Annotated in this window: 12 protein-coding genes and 1 pseudogene; 5 read left to right on the plus strand and 8 right to left on the minus strand. The window is 68.5% G+C overall.

The window, feature by feature from the left end; all coding sequences use genetic code 11:
• Positions 1-201 precede the first annotated feature (201 nt).
• Both OG252_RS44890 and OG252_RS44895 read right to left on the minus strand, forming a co-directional pair.
• Positions 202-2,118 carry a pectinesterase family protein gene (locus OG252_RS44890; protein ID WP_329343533.1) on the minus strand — a complete coding sequence of 639 codons (1,917 nt, stop codon included), beginning with the start codon at positions 2,116-2,118 and terminating at the stop codon, positions 202-204.
• A 412-nt stretch (positions 2,119-2,530) separates the two neighbouring features.
• On the minus strand, positions 2,531-4,798 hold the full coding sequence (locus tag OG252_RS44895; RefSeq protein WP_329343535.1) for an ATP-binding protein: 2,268 nt from the start codon (positions 4,796-4,798) through the stop codon (positions 2,531-2,533).
• 757 nt (positions 4,799-5,555) lie between these two features.
• On the opposite strand from OG252_RS44895, the gene OG252_RS44900 reads away from it, so the two are divergent.
• Together OG252_RS44900 and OG252_RS52465 are read left to right on the plus strand one after the other, a co-directional pair.
• Entirely contained in the window at positions 5,556-7,616 is a 2,061-nt protein-coding gene (locus OG252_RS44900) for a SpoIIE family protein phosphatase (RefSeq protein WP_329343537.1), read from the plus strand.
• A gap of 194 nt (positions 7,617-7,810) precedes the next feature.
• Positions 7,811-7,912 (plus strand): annotated as a pseudogene (locus OG252_RS52465) (IS982 family transposase); the annotation flags it as partial.
• Positions 7,913-8,153: 241 nt separating this feature from the next.
• Here OG252_RS52465 and OG252_RS44905 read toward each other — a convergent pair.
• Positions 8,154-8,819 (minus strand): TetR/AcrR family transcriptional regulator, encoded by a 666-nt coding sequence (locus OG252_RS44905; protein ID WP_329343540.1) that lies wholly within the window; start codon positions 8,817-8,819, stop codon positions 8,154-8,156.
• A 147-nt stretch (positions 8,820-8,966) separates the two neighbouring features.
• Here OG252_RS44905 and OG252_RS44910 point away from each other — a divergent pair, with 147 nt between their 5' ends.
• Complete coding sequence (locus tag OG252_RS44910; protein ID WP_329343541.1) at positions 8,967-10,178, plus strand: FAD-dependent monooxygenase; 1,212 nt, start codon at positions 8,967-8,969, stop codon at positions 10,176-10,178.
• A 437-nt stretch (positions 10,179-10,615) separates the two neighbouring features.
• Entirely contained in the window at positions 10,616-10,993 is a 378-nt protein-coding gene (locus OG252_RS44915) for a nuclear transport factor 2 family protein (RefSeq protein ID WP_329343543.1), read from the plus strand.
• A 50-nt stretch (positions 10,994-11,043) separates the two neighbouring features.
• Here the strand turns inward: OG252_RS44915 and OG252_RS44920 are convergent, their stop codons facing one another.
• Together OG252_RS44920 and OG252_RS44925 are read right to left on the minus strand one after the other, a co-directional pair.
• Entirely contained in the window at positions 11,044-11,301 is a 258-nt protein-coding gene (locus tag OG252_RS44920) for a hypothetical protein (protein WP_329343545.1), read from the minus strand.
• Positions 11,302-11,928: 627 nt separating this feature from the next.
• Positions 11,929-12,315: a winged helix-turn-helix transcriptional regulator gene (locus OG252_RS44925; protein WP_329343547.1), complete on the minus strand. Its 387-nt coding sequence runs from the start codon at positions 12,313-12,315 to the stop codon at positions 11,929-11,931.
• Positions 12,316-12,409: 94 nt separating this feature from the next.
• Here OG252_RS44925 and OG252_RS44930 point away from each other — a divergent pair, with 94 nt between their 5' ends.
• Complete coding sequence (locus OG252_RS44930) at positions 12,410-13,285, plus strand: SDR family oxidoreductase (protein ID WP_329343549.1); 876 nt, start codon at positions 12,410-12,412, stop codon at positions 13,283-13,285.
• Positions 13,286-13,605: 320 nt separating this feature from the next.
• Here OG252_RS44930 and OG252_RS52470 read toward each other — a convergent pair whose 3' ends face one another.
• The 3 genes from OG252_RS52470 to OG252_RS44940 form a co-directional block, all read right to left on the minus strand.
• Positions 13,606-13,920: a CocE/NonD family hydrolase C-terminal non-catalytic domain-containing protein gene (locus tag OG252_RS52470; protein ID WP_443068516.1), complete on the minus strand. Its 315-nt coding sequence runs from the start codon at positions 13,918-13,920 to the stop codon at positions 13,606-13,608.
• 126 nt (positions 13,921-14,046) lie between these two features.
• Positions 14,047-14,988, minus strand: a complete 942-nt coding sequence (locus OG252_RS44935; protein WP_329343550.1) for a VOC family protein — start codon at positions 14,986-14,988, stop codon at positions 14,047-14,049.
• Entirely contained in the window at positions 14,985-16,112 is a 1,128-nt protein-coding gene (locus tag OG252_RS44940) for an alpha/beta hydrolase family protein (protein ID WP_329343552.1), read from the minus strand. Before OG252_RS44940 ends, OG252_RS44935 begins: the two co-directional genes overlap by 4 nt.

Here is a 16,112-nt window from a genome sequence, read left to right on the forward strand (position 1 = left end):
TCAGGACCCAGTAGGTCGGGGACAACGTTGTTGTGGCCGTGGCGAATACCGGACATGGCATCCCGGAGGACGTGCTCCGCACATCTTCGAACCCGGCGGCGGGGCCGGGACGGTCGTGCCGTCCCGGCCCCGCCGTGGCTCACCTCGCCGCGGAGGCGGGGTCGCTGCCGGTGGGCAGCGTGCCCGTCACGTCGGCTGCGGTCACAAGACCGGGTTCCAGCCGTCGTCGCCGGCCAGGTACTTCTGGGCGGTGTAGTCGGCGGCCTCGGCGTCGGTCAGCTTCGGCGCGTTCGCGCCGGTGCCGGCTCCGAGGCCGGAGTTCTTGTACTCCTTGAACCGGGCCCACTGCCAGGGGTACTCGGGGACCATGTTGGTCCAGGGCTGGGTGGCATTGATGTGGGGGTACACCACGGTGTTACGGACCACCGCCTGGGGCTCGGCCTCCCCCGTGTTGTGCCACGGCCGGCCGAGGTACATCGAGTTCATTGGCGCGCCGGTGGAAAGCACCTTGCTGTCGGTGACGAGGATCCCGTACTTCTTCCGGTAGTCGGTGTTCGGCGCCAACATCGTGCCGCCGGGCCAGGTGACCATCTGAATGTCGGACCGGTCGATCACCGCGGTGGCGTTACCGAAGATGAAGTCCACCGTGCCCCTGATGAAGCAGTTGACGAAGTACTGCCGGGCCTGTGCCCATGGTGTGGACGCCTTGACGAGCAGGGTGTCCTGACGGCTGATGATCCGGACGTTGCTGTACACCTGCCGGTCGCCCTTGGCGGCCACCGCGACGGCCTGGGTCTCGTACGGGCTGATCTCCGGGTGGGCCGCGGGGTCGAACGTGTTGGTAATCGAGAGATTCGAGACGGTCATGTCGGGCGCCTTGAAGGTGGCCACGGCACTGCCCTCGGTGCCCCACTTTGTGCCGTCGGGCTTGAGCATCCCGTGAGCCCTGGTGTTGTGGATGAGGACTTTCTGAGCGTCGGCGCCCATACCCTTGATGGACAGGTGGCGCTTGCCCGCCGGGACCGTGATCACCTCGTGGTAGGTGCCCGGGTCAATCTCGATGGTGTGCTGGACCCCGTCCTCGGGAACAGCGTCGATCGCGGCCTGCACGGTCTCGTAGTCGCCGGTGCCATCGGGCGCGACAATGAACGTGCGATCCGCGAGTCTTCTCCTGGGGTTGCCTTTTTCGTATCCGTAGTATCCGTTGGCGACGAACAATACTGACGCGTACTGGTATGCGAATTGAAGCGTTTGCTGGACTATTTCGTCCCGCGAATTGAGGATCCAGGCGGTCAAGGGGGTCTCTGTGGTGTCGACGTTTCCTTCGATCTGCACATCTGCGAAACGCTGGCTCAGCTGGCCCCAATTGGTCTGCTCGTCGATGAGGCGAGGGCTGATTTGGATCTGCGTGTACCACGATTCGCCGTCGTTGCCGCCGAACGCGTTCCACGCGAGTTGGTCGGCGATGCTGCGGAAACGGGTGGCCTCGGAGATGAACTGGGCGAAGTACACAGCCGCCGCGGCCATGCGCTGGTTATCGTTGGAGTTCCACAGGCTCAATGCGTGATTTTGCGTGGGGATTCTGCCGTAGTACATGGTGTAGCGGTTTACGTTCCCCATGCTCTCAAGGGAGCCGTAGCTCGACGAGCTGGTCAGCTGATGGGTGGTGCCTACCGCCGGGACCCGCGCCTCAGCTCTGGGACCGACGTAGACGTAGCGGTTGTTGCGGTCGAACCAGCCCACGAAGTACATGTCGTTCGTCCGAAACCGGAGGCGCACCGTGTGGCCCTCGTTAGTGACGATTGCGGCCTCGGTGTACCCGGCGTCGTCCGGGTTGGTGTGATTGACCGTGAGTGCCGTGCCTTGGACTTCGTTGTTTACGTCCTGGGACGTATAGTTCACATTGGCGCCCATCTGGAGAATGAACGCTTCGTAGTTTTCGCGGGTGACGTCACCGTCCAGTCTGAACGTTGGCGTTGTGCCGGCGGCGGTGGCGCTGGGGGCGCTGACCAGGTCGCCCAGGATGCCGGCCAGTAGGCCGACGACCGTCAAGGCGGCGATGAAGGCGAAGGTGAATCTCGGTCTTTTGCGGTGCTGACCCTGCATTGTGGTCGTCACAAGAGCCCCTTGTTGTTATTAGCGGCCATTGATTGCGTCGGCACCGTGAATGCAGTGCCCCGCAAAGCATCGGCGTGGGGCCGGACCGGCGCCATGGGTAGTTTTACGGGGGTCCTACGGGGTGGGTCGGGATCCCGCACTCGACGGCCTGCCGCCGCGGCAGGTACGCGGCTCCCGGACCGCCGAAACCCCCTGGCCCTGGAGACACGAACTCGCCACAGCCTTCCACCGCCTCGCCGCACTGCCCCGTCCCGCCGGCTGACCGACGACCCCCTGCCCGCCCACAACCCGAAGGACCTGGGAGAACCCGACCACCGCGCCGGACTCCACCATGCCAAAACAGCGGAAACACCTCGCCCACCTGACAGCTGACGATCAACTACGTCGCATCAGCCCAACCGAAACGGCGAGGCTAGAGGCTGGGTGCCTGGTTCGCTGTCCACCAGGACGCGATCCGGGCGCGGGAGCCGAAGCCGAGCTTGGCCAGGATGTTCTCGACGTGGCCGTCGATCGTGCGTGGGGAGCGTCCGAGCGCGGAGGCGATCTGCCGGTTGCTCATGCCCTGGGCCACCAGCGCGGCCACTTTCTGCTCCCGGGGGGTCAGCGGGCTCGGCGCGGGGTCGGTGGCGGTCGGCTCGGATTCGGATGGGGTGCGCAGGGCGTAGGCGATGGCCTCTGCGGGGCCGTGATGGTCGCCGCCTTCCGCGAGAACCTTCTCGTACCCCGCCGGACCCAGGGCTCGTACGATCTCTTCCTCACACTGGGTGTGCTGCTCCGCCATGTGCGGACCGAACGTCGCGATGGAGGTGTCGGCGTCCCGCCACAGGGCGCGCGCCGCACTCAGCAGCCGCCCCGCCTGCCGGTGGTCGCTGCCCGCGGCGGTGACCCAGGCGAGATGCTCCAGCATCAGCGCCACCCTGGCGCAGTCGTCGAAGCCCCACTCGTTCTCCAGCGCGGCCCGGATCATGACCGTGGCCTCTGTCAGCTCGCCGCGCCTCCAGGCGTCGTAGCCGAGCGTCCACCGCGCGTGCGCGAGGAGCGACCGCTCGCCATGCGCCTCGGCGAGGGCGACCGCCTGCCTGCAGGTTTCGGTGGAGCGCGGATCCCCGAGATGGGACTGAGCGAGAGCCATCTGAGTCAGCGCGAAGGCCGACTCGAACTTCTCGCCAATCTCCAAGAGGGCGGCCGCCGCTTCCTCCAGCAGGGACACGGCCTCCGCCGGCCGACCGCCGAACAAGGCCAACATGCCACGCAGGCTCCGATCCCGGGCGCCCACCACTTTGTCACCCAGCAGCTCGCCCAGCTTCGCGGCCTCGTCCAGCCACCGGTACGCAATGGTGTGCTCGCCCTGCAGCACCGCCACCCAGGCGGCGACCCACAGCCCCGTGGCCCGGCCCGGCGTGGGTTCGGTCGCGCTGGCGAGCGGCGCCTCCGGTCGGCGGCGTTCCTCACCGGGGCGGCCGCCCTCGCCGTAGTGGAAGCGCGGCGGGGTGGCCGGTGTCAGGGAGGTCTGCGGGCCGTCTTCATGGTCCAGCGCCGCGCGCAGATTGGCGTACTCGGCACGCAGCCGCGTCAGGGTCTGCCGATGGCCGGGGCCGTACCCGTCGTCGGCGATGCGCTCGGCGAGGGCCAGATAGAAATCGTGGTGCCGTCGCAGCATCCACTCCTCCTCGCCGCACTCGGCGAGCCGTTCACGCCCGTACTGGCGGATGGTCTCCAGTAGTCGGTAGCGGGGCAGCCCCTCGCGCTCGGTGGGCAGGACGACGGACTGCACGACCAGCCGGTCGAGGAGATCGAGTACCTCGTCCCGGCCGATGCCGTCACCCGCGCACACACCCTCGGCCGCGTCCAGGCCGAAGTCGCCGACGAAGACCGACAGCCTGTTCCACAGCAGCCGCTCGGCGGGGGTGCACAGCTCGTGGCTCCAGTCGATCAGTGCGCGTAGCGTCCGCTGGTGCGGCCGGGCGAGCCGGTTGCCGCTCGTGAGCAGCCCGAAGCGGTCCTCCAGCCGGTTCACCGCCTCGTCGACGGTGAGGGTCCGCAGCCGGGACGCGGTCAGTTCGATGGCCAGGGGCAACCGGTCCAGGTCGTCGCACAACCGCAAGACCTGGCGGCGGTTGCCGTCGGTGACCTGAAACTCCGGGCGCACGGCGATGGCCCGGTCCCGCAGCAACTCCACCGCGTCGTCCGGCGCCAGCGGAGGGACGGCGAAGACCTGCTCGCCGAAGAGCCCCAGTGCCCGGCGGCTCGTCGTCACCATGCGCAGCCCGGAGGTGGCCGACAGCAGCGCCTGGGCCAGCTCGGCGCAGGCGTCGACGAGGTGCTCGCAGTTGTCCAGAACGATCAGCGGACCGCGGTGGGCGAGAAAGGCGGCGAGCTGATCGATGACTGGCCTGGTGCCCAGGTTCGGCACTCCCAGCGCGGTCGCCGTGGCGTTCGCCACCGACGACGGGTCCCGCACCGCCGCCAGATCCACGAGCCACACCCCGTCCACGAAGTCCGCCACCGACGCGGCCACCTCCAGCGCCAGCCGTGTCTTTCCCACCCCGCCCGCACCGGTGAGCGTCAGCAGCCGCGTCGTCCCCAGCCGGCGGCGCACTTCGGCGATGTCCCGGCGCCTGCCCACAAACGTGCTCAGGGAAGCGGGCAGATTCCCCACGTCCGATATTTGGGTGGTCACGTACCTTTTCGCCTTCCAACGGCTCCCAATCGCCTCGGAACATCGAGAGCGCCTGACTGTGGTTGCTGCACGCTTCGTTGCGGGCGGTGGGGGTGGGGCTGATCCGTCGCCGTAACCCGATCCTGTGCCCCTATGCCGCAACCGACACGGAGGGGGTTATGGATGACCCCTCCGGTGTCCGGTGCTCGGAGCTTTTAAGTGGACGAAACCGCATTTATGCCTGCTGAACAGTATCCGGGGGTAAACGCCTCAGGTGGGTTCTGTGGCCGACCTCTCATTGGGTGTCGGGTCAGTCGTCGACCTAGTACCGGAGAGGACGCGGTTGTCGGCTGGACCGGGGGAGCCGTCACAGTCGCGGCTGGCGGCCCTGCTGTTCGCACACGCCGTTCTATCGCACACACCGTTCTGGTGGGCGTCTCACCGGTGACGCGAGGCAGCACGCGATCCGCTCCCGCTGTCTCTCCCCGGCAAGGGTCGAGGCCTGCTGCAGTGACGGCCTTGCGTCTAATCTGATGATATGTGCGAATTTCATGAGGGAGATTCCACCACCGCCTCCGCTGCGCGCGGGTGAGCGGGAGGCGCGGTGACGGCTGAGAAGGCTGGGCACTCGAGCGGCGCGGAGCGGCCTGAGCGGCTGCCGTTCGGTTCCCTGACGACCCCGGGCGAAGACGCTTGGGGGGAGGGAGCGTGGGGCACGGAGACGCTGGCACTCGTGCTCCGGCAGGCGACGACGTGCTTGGGTGGCTCGGGCGCCCTGGTGCACAGACACGACCGTGCCGCAGGTCGGCTGCGCCTGGTCGCGGCCAGTGGGCTTGCCCGGGCAGGCGCGGGTGAGTGGGTGTATCTGTCCGACGAGCAGGACGTGGCGCCCGCGCACGCCCTACGCCGTGGTGGTTTCGTGTGCGTTGCCGGAGACAGCCTGGGGACCGGCGCGGGCGGTACGGTCGCAGTACCCCTGCCCGGCGCCGATGGACCGGTCGGTGTGCTGTCCGTGCTCATGCCAGGGCCCGGCGAGCCGGATGAGGCGCAACGCTCCCTGCTCCGCGCGTTGGCGGCGTGGGCCGGCGCCCGCCTGGGCGGCGGCCCCGGTCGGTCGGCCGGTCCGGACCCGGTCGGCGCGATCAAGCGGTCGGTGCGCATGGGTGAGCTGACCGCCGCGCTCGCCGAGGCTGTCACTTCCCGTGACGTCGTGGAGGCCGTCGCCGAGTTCGTCATGCCTCCCTTCGGCGCCGACGGCGTGGTGTTTCAGCTGCTGGAAGGCGGCCGCCTGCGGGTCGTCGGCGCTGTCGGATATTCGCAGGAGTTCCTCGACCTAGTCGACGGGATCCCGCCCGCCGCCAATATGGCGGCCGTGGACGTGATGCGCACCCGTGCTCCCGGGTTCATCCGATCGAGAGCGGAGCTGTCGGCGCGGTATCCGACGCTGACCAATGTGAACGAGGCGTCACCGAAGGAAGCGTGGGCGTTTCTGCCCATGCTGGCATCCGGACGCGCCATCGGTATGTGTGTGGTGTCCTTCAGTGAGCCCCGTCCCTTCACCGACGATGAGCGCGCCCTGCTCACGGCGCTGAGCGGTCTGGTCGGTCAGTCGCTGGAGCGGGCCCGCCTGTACGACGTGGAGCACGCCCGAGCCCAGGAATTGCAACGTGGCCTGCTTCCCAGGACGCTGCCACGCCTGCCCGCTGCCAGCGCCGCCGCCCGGTACCTGCCCGCGGGCCGCGGTGAAGAGGTGGGCGGTGACTGGTACGACGTGATTCCGCTGTCGGCCGACCGGGTCGCCATGGTGATCGGCGACGTCATGGGGCACGGCATTACCGAGGCGGCCACCATGGGCCGACTGCGCACTGCCGTACGCACGCTCGCCGACCTGGAGATGCCGCCCGACGAGCTGTTCAGCCGCCTCAACGACCTGGTCTCCGACCTCGGCGAGGATTTCTACGCCACGTGCCTGTGCGCCGTCTTCGACCCTGTGGCGCGCACCTGCTCGTACTCCCTGGCAGGTCACCCGCCGCCGCTCGTCGTCCACCCCGATGGCACCGTCCACAGTCCCGATGTGGCCCCCGACCCGCCACTGGGCGCCGCCACGCCGCCCTTCGAGACTCACCAACTGCATCTGCCCGATGACTGCCTTCTCGTCCTGTTCACAGACGGGCTCGTCGAGTCCGCAACCCGGGACGTCGACCAGGGACTGGCTCAACTGCGGGGGGTCCTCTCCCGGGCCGTGGTGGACACCGCCTGCTTCAAGGCCACCGATGAGGACGAGGACATCCGACGGCTGGATGAGTTGTGCGACAGGGTCGTGTCGGCTCTGCTGCCCGACCACGAGCAGACGACTGATGACGCCGGCCTGCTCATCGTCCGTACCCGGTGCGCCGCTGCCCGCGATGTCGCCTCCTGCGCTCTCCCGAACGATCCCCGGGCCGCCGGGCAGGCCCGGGAGTATGTTCGCGCTCAGCTAGACGCGTGGGGGCTCGATGATCTCGTGCTCACCACCGAGCTGCTGGTGAGCGAGCTGGTCGGCAACATCGTCCGGCATGCCAAGGGGCCCATCCGCCTCCGTCTGCTGCGCAGCCGCTCCCTGACCTGTGAGGTCTACGACGGGAGCCTGACCACTCCCCGTATCCGTCACGCGAGCTTCACCGACGAGGGAGGACGCGGCCTGCAACTCGTCGCCGCTCTTTCCCGGCGCTGGGGCGCCCGCTATCTCGACGACGGCAAGTGCATCTGGACGGAGCAGGACCTGCCGCTCACGCAGAACTCCGCAGAACCCGGGCGCGCAGGCGTTCAGGCAGCACCGCATCCCATGCCGGGTGTGTGACCGGAGCCCTGCCTCGACGGGCTCGTGTTAACACCCCAGAATCCCTTGTCGTGCCGCTTCGTGGGATCTACTCCGGATCTCGCACCCTGACGACCGGCCGTGGGGTCGGGCGGCAGCAGAGCGATGCCGAACCGGTCACGCTCGCCGTGGTGCAGGCCATGCCCGGCTCACCTCCGAGGCTGAATGGTTCTGTCACGCCACTGGAGTGCGGCCGCTCACGCTAGGCCGTCAAACGCTCCGACCTGGCCGGATGGGCCGAGTATGGATACTTCGCCGGCCACAGCCGCTTCTTCTGGGCCTGCGGCGGCCGGCGCCGCCTTGGACGAAGCCCCCAGCTGCCTGCTGACAGCGAGATCTACTCGGCTCGTTCCGGTCCTGCTTCAGTGCGGGCCGTCGACGCTGCTTCTTGGTGATCCGAGTCGTGTCCGGCTTCGATGAGAGCGTCGGTGTGTGACCGCGGGTGTCGAGCGGCCACTCGTTCCGGCCGCTGCGGCGACATGGCCGGTCTGTCTGGTCGATCCGCGTCACCGGATGACGTCACGTCATGGTCTGTTCGAACTCGTCCTCGTCGAGCGCGCGGTGGGGCAGGGGACTCGGGCGGTCGCGGTCGTGGCGCAGGCCGTCCAGGAGGAGGACCTGGTAGCGCCTCCACAACTCGGGGGCGACGGTTCGGCTGTGCTCGGTGACGGCTCCGAGCATGAGCTGGATGAGGGGGAAGTCGGTGGGTTCGATGTCGTCGCGGAGCCGGCCGGCCTGCTGGGCGCGCACCATGACGGCGGTGACCGTGGGGGCGAGGCGTACCCGTGCGACAGCGTGGTTCTTTCCGCGGGCGCCCTCCAGGAGGACCTCCCTCAGTCCGCGGTCCGCGGCGAAGTCCTGCGCGGTGATCAGGAAGAACTGGACGAATCCGTCCCAGGGGTCTTCATGGGCGAGGGCCGCCTCGGCCCGTGCGGCGATGCGCTGCACCGCGTCCTCGAAGACGGCTTCGATGAGTTCCTCGCGGTTGGCGAAGCGGCGGTAGGCGGTGCCCACGCCGACGCCCGCGTGACGGGCGATGTCGTCGAGCGTGACCTCGAGCCCTCGCTCGGCGAAGACCTCCTGGGCTGCGGCGATGAGGCGCCGCCGGTTGCGTTCCGCGTCGGCCCGCAGGGGACGGGCCGAGGTCGGCTCAGGGGGTGGGGTGGGGGCGGTGGAGCGGCTCATGGACCCACTGTACCCATCATCTGGAGAATCCTTCTCCGCTTTGGTGCTACGGTGGACCAGTAACCGGAGATGCATTCTCCAGTTCCCGTCGTCGTGCCCGGAGAGATCTCTGAGCGCCACCCCCGGACGAAGGAAACAAGGATCGATATGAGCAAACCGCGCGCTCTGATCGTGGGCACAGGTATCGCAGGACTGGCCACGGCCATGCGTCTGCACGAGATCGGCTGGGAGCCCCTGCTCGTCGAACGGGCGTCCAGCCGTCGTTCCGCCGGATACTTCATCGCGTTCTTCGGAACCGGTCGCGCGAGCGCGGAGCGCCTGGGCGTCCTCGACGCCATCGGCGACCGCAGTGACCCCACCAGCAAGAACTATTCCATCAACCGGGCAGGCCGCCGCCGGCCCGGCATTGGATACAGCGACCTGCCCGGGGGTGCCCGCCTCATACTCCGCGGCGACATCGAGGCCGCCCTCTACGACACGGCCGCACCCAGGACCGAGATCCGCTACGGCACCACCCCCACCGCCCTCGACGAGCACCCCGACGGGGTGGACGTCACGTTGCGCACCACCACCGGCGAGGACATCACCGAGACCACGGAACGCTTCGACCTCGTGGTGGGCGCCGACGGCCTGCGCTCCACCGTCCGCCGCCTGGCCTTCGGGTCGGACACGCAGTACCTGCGGCCCCTCCACAGCATCATCGGCGCCGCGATCCTCAAGGAGCCCGTGCCCGGCTTCCGGCCCGAGGACGGCCTCATCCTGGCGGAACTGCGACGCTCCGTCTGGGTCTTCCCCTTCGCCCGCCACCAGCCGGGCGTGCTGTTCAGCTACCGCACCGACGACGAGGACGCCGAGTTCCGCCGCCCGCCCATCGAGTCGCTGCGCCGGGCCTTCGGCCCCGAACCCACCGGCCCCGTGCTGGAAAACCTCCTGACGCAGTTCGAACGGGCCGACGACTACCTCTTCGACTCCGTCCACCAGGTCGAGATGCCCACCTGGCACACCGACCGTGTCGTCCTCGTCGGGGACTCCGCTTGGTGCCCGACCCTCTACTCCGGCATGGGCGCCTCCAGCGGCCTGGCGGGTGCGGACCTGCTCGGCACCAGCCTGCAGCGCAACCCCGACAGCCCCTCACGGGCGCTGCGCGAATGGGAAGAGCGGCTGCGGCCCTTCATGGCCATCCAGCAGAAGACCGGCCGCACACAAGGCCGGGCGATGTTCGTCCCCCAGACCCGCCGGGACATCGCCATGCGCAGTGTCATGCAGAGGCTGACCAGCAATCCGGTCAGCAAGCGAGCGATGCTGTCCCTGCTCGCCGGCAAGTTCAAGGAGAAGTCCATCGACATCGCCGCACCCTGACCGCCAGTGCGCGAGCCGGCGGCCCTCGGCGGAGCAGGCTGTTACGGGGCTGCGGGAACAGAGTGGCCCGGCGGGGGTGACCGACCCGGGAAGCTGCCGCAATTCCGGGTGCGCGGTGACATGCAGTGCGCCCGGGGCGGTCTCGGTGGCGGCACGCTCGGGTGCCGCCGCGACCTGGTGCGGCGTGGCGTCGACCGACGCCTTGGCGGAATCGAGCACGAGACCGTCGACGCCAATGGGGTGATCACGTCCGTACTCGACCCGAAAGGGACCTCGAGCAGCTGGATCTGACGGTCCGGATGACTTGCCGAAGCCCTGCGGTTGCCGCGTGGCCGACGCCAGGCAGCGATCGCTCAGATCAGAACCAGTCAAGAAACCAAGAGGGATGGACAGCCGGGGCCCATCCGGCGGTACCAAGAAATTACGGAGGCAATCTGATGAGCCAGCCAATGGAGACGGTGGTGGACCGCTACATCGCGCTCATCGATCGTGCGGTACATGAGCCCGCCGTACTTGAGGAGCTTGGATCGGTCTTCGCTCCGGACGTCGTCGTGCAGCTCGAAGACTTCGAACCGGTGGCCGGCCTGGCCGCCATCAAGGATTTCTACCGGCGCTTCTACGAGAGCGCGGGCGACGGCAGGCATTTCTGGAACACCACGCTGCTTGACGACGGAAGGCTCGAAGTCCACTTCCTCGCAGCGGGACGTACACCCGACGGTCAGCTGGTGGCGAGGAGCGGAATCGAGCACGCTACCGTCAATGCGGAGGGGCTGATCACGCACCTCACCGCCAAGGCGGTGGATCTGGACGTCTGAGCCGACCGGCCCCGACAGCCCGGTGACGTCCCCACGGTGTGGCGGGCTCCCTAGCGACTGCCATGGGAAACCGCGCTGACAGAAGTGGCCGAACGGACCGGCGCGGCCTCGGCGGGGGAGGAGGCCGCCTCCTCCGGGCAATCCAGGATGGCGATGCCCGGCACGAAGAGATGACGGCGACGGAGATCTTCCGCAGGGCACGACACGTCCCCCTTCAGTGCCGCCAGGGCCTGCACCAGGGCGTACGAAGCCTTCTCGTGGCCCTGCTTACTGCGCTTCAACGGGGCCCTGAACTGGTTCGACGCCATCGCCGCGGCAATGACCGCACGGCGCTGCGCATCGTCGAGGACATCGGTGGCGAGACCGCGTGGAGCTTCGTGGTTGTCACGCCCCTCCGATCAGGTCGCCCATCAGCTCTGGAACGGGGCGTGCAGCCGATGACCGCGTTCTGTTCGTGCTGGGCATCCAGGTCGAGCTGTGGAAGACGCTTCGGGCCGCGATGACACTGCGGGACCTTCGCTATCCCGGCCGCCCCGCGGCTCGGCCCTGTCGACCTTCGTCACAGCTTGGAGTGGGGCCGCCTCGAGCACGTCGTCGTGCGCGCGGAGGGCATGGCGGGCGACCACCCCCGGATAGCGGTGGGCGGGCCTTCGCCGGCTGGCTGCACGATGACGACACCGGTGCGGCGCCCGATCCTTCCACGCCCGACGGCTTCCCACGGCTGGGGCCGACGCGCCAGTTCGCCAGGCAGTCTTCCATCCGGGCGACCGCCCTGAAAGCGGAGGCCACGGCTTGGAGGTGCCCGGTCGGCCGGAGCCACTGCGCCCGCTTGTGCATGATCAATGTCAGCGTGAAGTCATGTCACTCCGGTGGCCCGCCGAGATGCGTTCCGTGTGTGCGGGTGCTGTGATCGGCTGGCTGATCCGGTACGGCCGTCAGTCGGCTGTGCCGGCGTTCGCCGAGGGCGCGTCGTAGGCGGTACGTGCGGCCTCGACTTCGACCATGTGGTCGACGGACCACTTCCGTAGCGCGCTGAGGGGTTCGCTCAAGGTCTGGCCGAGGGCGGTGAGCTGGTACTCGACCCGGGGCGGCACCGTGGCGTAGAGGGTGCGTGTCACCAGGCCGTCGCGCTCAAGATGGCGCAGCGTCTGAGTGAGCATCTTCTCGCTCACCCCGGACAGCCGGGCGCGCAGTGCCGAGAAGCGCCGGGCCCGGCCGTCGGCCAGTTCCCCCAGCACCAGCACCGTCCACTTGTCGCCGATGCGGTTGAGCAGCTCGCGCGACGGACATCCCCGCTCGTACGGATCCCAGGCTTCCTTCATGGGAAGTAGCTTACTAAAAAGTGGCTACTTCCCAAGAGAGAGTACGGATAGGTCTACTGGTGGACAGATCCACCAAGCCCGAAGGAGACCCCTCGTGTCCATCACCGTGACCGGAGCCACTGGCCGCCTCGGCCGCCACGCCGTCGAAACCCTGCTGCGCCGGGGTGTGCCCGCGGCGCAGATCGTCGCCACCGGCCGCGACCTCGACAAGATCAAGGACCTCGCCGACCGCGGTGTCACCCTACGCCGCGCCGACTTCTCCGACGCCGACAGCCTTGCGGCGGCCTTCGACGGCACACAGAAGCTGCTGCTCGTCTCCACCACGACGCCCAGCGAGCGCATCGACAACCATCGCCGCGCCATCGACGCCGCCCGGGCGGCGGGCGTGTCCCACGTCGTGTACACCAGCACCGCCAACGCTGAGTCTGCGCGGATGATCCTCGCCGAGGCGCACCGGGAGACCGAAAGGTACCTGCGGGACAGCGGCCTGGCGTTCACGATCCTGCGCAACGGCTGGTACCTGGAGAACTACACGTCCCAGCTGGCCGTGTACCAGCAGCACGGAAGCATCGCCGGTGCCGCCGCACAGGGCCGGGTCAGCGCCGCGACGATCGCCGACTACGCCGAGGCCGCCGCGGCCGTCCTGAGCACCGACGGGCACCTCGGAGCCGTCTACGAACTCGGCGGCGACGAGGCGTTCACCCTCGCCGAGCTGGCGGCGCAGGTATCCGAGGCCACCGGCCAGGCCGTCGTCTACAACAACCTGCCCGCCGACGAGTACACCCGGCTCCTGGCCGGGGCGGGGGTGCCGGAACCCCTCGCCCATGTGCTCGCCGACTCCGACCTCGGCCTGGCCCGGGGCGAACTGTTCGCCGACACCGGCGATCTCCGCCGCCTCCTCGGCCGCCCGACCACCACCCCCGCCGAGGCCATCGCCGCGGCGATCACCGAGCAGCACCGGTCGTCCTGACGGCATGCACCGTGGCCTTTGGCGACGGCAACCACGACCGGCCTCGGTTGGTCGGCCGAGGCGGCACCACGGTGCCGGCTCGGCCTCCAGGACAAGGCGGCGGGGTCGAGGCGGATGGTGCTGTGTGGCTGTGTTCGGATGCGTATGCCCTTGGGCTTGCTGACCGTTTCACCGGTTCGACGGGTGTGGTGACATGCGTGGTGGCCGGGGAGGGAGGGTGAGGCGGCGGACCATGAGGGTGATGAAGGTCCAGGTGATGGGTGCCTCGCTGTGGCCAGATTTCCACAACGAGGTCATAGGGCTCGTCGGGAGTCAGCGGTTCACTCCGTCGGGGCGGAAGGCCTGGAGTGTCGCGACACGTCGGCGTCGGCTGTGGAGCTTGCCAGCCGGAGCTTGAGGGCGACGGGACCGGCGAAGGTCAGGGCTTCGGTCAAGGAGCCGGTACTGAAAACGACCTGGCCCTCCTTCGCCGGGTAGGGGCGTTCAGTGGAGGTCTGCGGCGGTTCCGGGGACAGCGACGTCTGGTCGGTGGAGGCGGTACTCCGCGGTGTTTGGCAAGGGCCACGCCTCGGAGGTGACCAAACGCGTGACACTGTCGTGGATGCTGCGCACGGTCGCCTGTACGGTCGGCTCATCCGTCCGTGCCGTCTCCTGCTCTTGAGATAGCGGTCGAGTAAGAGGTGCCACTCGGTCTGCCGACAGGCGGAGGGCGGCGGTTCTGCGTCGGTCGGCACAGAAGCCGTAGGCCTCGGAGCACGGGGTCACACAGGCGGTGCGACGAACAGGCCGGGGTCCACGTCGTTGAAGGACTTCGCCGCGACGAACTCGTTCATCGCGTTGGCGGTTCCCCACTGGTCGATGATGTGCGGGTCTTCCAGGCCGTTGTAGATGTGGGGGTGCCAGGTGTCCTCGTCGATCACTTCGAGTTCGGTGGTGTACTCCACGGTGTTGCCGACCGGGTCGAGGAAGTAGCTGTAGGTGTTGTCGCCGGCGTAGTGGCGGCCGGGCCCCCAGATCTTCTCGACGTTCGCACGCAGCATCCGCCCGGTGCCGCGCATGTACTCGTCGATGCCTCGCATCTCGAACGAGGCGTGGTGAAGTGCGACATGGGGGCCGCGGGCGATCGCGAAGCTGTGGTGCTGGTTGTTGCAGCGCAGGAACCACATGAAGCTGCGTTCCCCGAGGGTCAGGGTGTCGGAGAGCCGGAAGTCGAGGTGCTTGACGTACCACTCGACGGTCTGCTCCGGCGAGGGCGAGTTCACCACGACGTGCGACAGGCGCACCGGGATGGACTCACGCTCCTCGATCCTGCGGTGTTTGCGGGGAGTCACGTTGGCGGAGACCTCGACGACGCGTCCGTCGTTGTCGAAGAACCGCACGCCGTAGCCGCCGCCAGGAGTGTCGAGGGCACGTGGTTCGTGGGCCAGCTTGACGTTGAGGGCGATCAGACGCTCGGTGAGGGTGTCGACGTTCGCGGGAGTGGCCGCGCCGAAGGCGACCAGGTCCATCCGCTTCTGCGCGTCCCGGCGCAGCCGCACGATGTACTGCTCCGGGGAACCTTCGGCGGCAAGAAAGGCCACGTTGCCGTCGGAGTGTGTCTCGGTGAGCCCCCAGTGGCCGGTGTAGAACTCGTGCTGCTTGTCGTAGTCGGGCATTGCGATGTCGATGTGCCGCAGGTGAGTGATCAGGTGCTTCGTGCTCATCGGGATGCTCCCTCGGTCAGTCGGGTGGTGAGCCAGTTCACGATGGTCGGCAGGACGGGGCCGGTGCCCATGTGCCCGCCGGGGAACAGGCGCGCGGCCTTCGGATCGCCGTAACGCAGGCTGAGGTGGGTGTCCTCGGAGCTGTTCTGCAGGTCGTCGACGCCGTTGACGAGTAGCAGAGGTGCAGAGGGGCGGTCCAGGACGCCCTGGTCGAGCAGCGACAGCTCGGGGCAGCGGGCTATGTAGTCCTCGAAGGTGCTGCCTCCGAAGATGCGGGCGCGGGCGGCCATCAGGTCCATCAGGTACGAGGAGGCGTTGCGGGACTTCTCCTGCCACTCGGGCTGGAAGGTGATGTGCACCCCGCCACCCCAGTTGACCGCGGCGGCCAGGCGCTCGCGATGGGTGTGCGCGAGCTTCATCGCCCAGTACCCGCCGAAGGACAGACCGAGTACGGCACACCGGGAGGCGTCCAGATCGCTGTCCGCGAGCCACTCGAAGACTGGATCCCACTGACGTTCGGCGTCCGTGCCGGCGAGAACCGGAGACTGCCCTACGCCGGGCATGTCCATATGGACGGTGGCGAACCCCGCCTCGCGCAGCATTCCGCCGGTCTTGTAGGTCTCCTCCTTCCAGGTGTCGATACCGGCCCACATCAGGACCACCGGCGGGCGCTCGACGCCGCGCGGGCGGGCCACATGGAAGGTGACGCTGCCGCCTTCGCCCTCGCGCCCGGCGAACGGCACCGTGACCCGTTCGACCCGCGTCTCGTCCAGGGAGGTGGCGCGGGCGAAGTAGCCGCGCGCCAGGTCGTAGGCGGCCAGCTTCGCGGGGTGGTTCGGAACCGGGTAGCGGCCCAGGAAGGCGAACAGGTACGCCTGCCACCACGCCTCGCGGGCGGCGGCCGTCTCACCGTCCTTCTCCAGGACCTCCGCCCGTTCGGCGAACTCCGCGGCGAACCCGGTCCAGTGGGGACCCCACTTGTCCGGATCGGTTCCCGGCAGCGTGTCGATGGCGCGTGCGGCAGTGACGGCGTCGATCTCGTGGAGCGGGTGGCGCTTGAGATCAAGGCCCTCACGCAGCCATTGCTGCGCGTCGGGGAGCGTACGGATCAGGTCGGCACTCAC

Origin of the sequence: Streptomyces sp. NBC_01352, from assembly GCF_036237295.1 — a bacterium.
GTDB lineage: Bacteria > Actinomycetota > Actinomycetes > Streptomycetales > Streptomycetaceae > Streptomyces > Streptomyces plumbiresistens.

Excerpts from the sequence above, each read along its gene's own strand:
- OG252_RS52470 (WP_443068516.1), bottom strand. The coding sequence starts at position 13,920 with ATGAGCCGACCGTACAGGCGACCGTGCGCAGCATCCACGACAGTGTCA.
- OG252_RS44905 (WP_329343540.1), bottom strand. The coding sequence starts at position 8,819 with ATGAGCCGCTCCACCGCCCCCACCCCACCCCCTGAGCCGACCTCGGCC.
- OG252_RS44935 (WP_329343550.1), bottom strand. The coding sequence starts at position 14,988 with ATGAGCACGAAGCACCTGATCACTCACCTGCGGCACATCGACATCGCA.
- OG252_RS44910 (WP_329343541.1), top strand. The coding sequence starts at position 8,967 with ATGAGCAAACCGCGCGCTCTGATCGTGGGCACAGGTATCGCAGGACTG.
- OG252_RS44915 (WP_329343543.1), top strand. The coding sequence starts at position 10,616 with ATGAGCCAGCCAATGGAGACGGTGGTGGACCGCTACATCGCGCTCATC.
- OG252_RS44925 (WP_329343547.1), bottom strand. The coding sequence starts at position 12,315 with ATGAAGGAAGCCTGGGATCCGTACGAGCGGGGATGTCCGTCGCGCGAG.
- OG252_RS44920 (WP_329343545.1), bottom strand. The coding sequence starts at position 11,301 with ATGGCGTCGAACCAGTTCAGGGCCCCGTTGAAGCGCAGTAAGCAGGGC.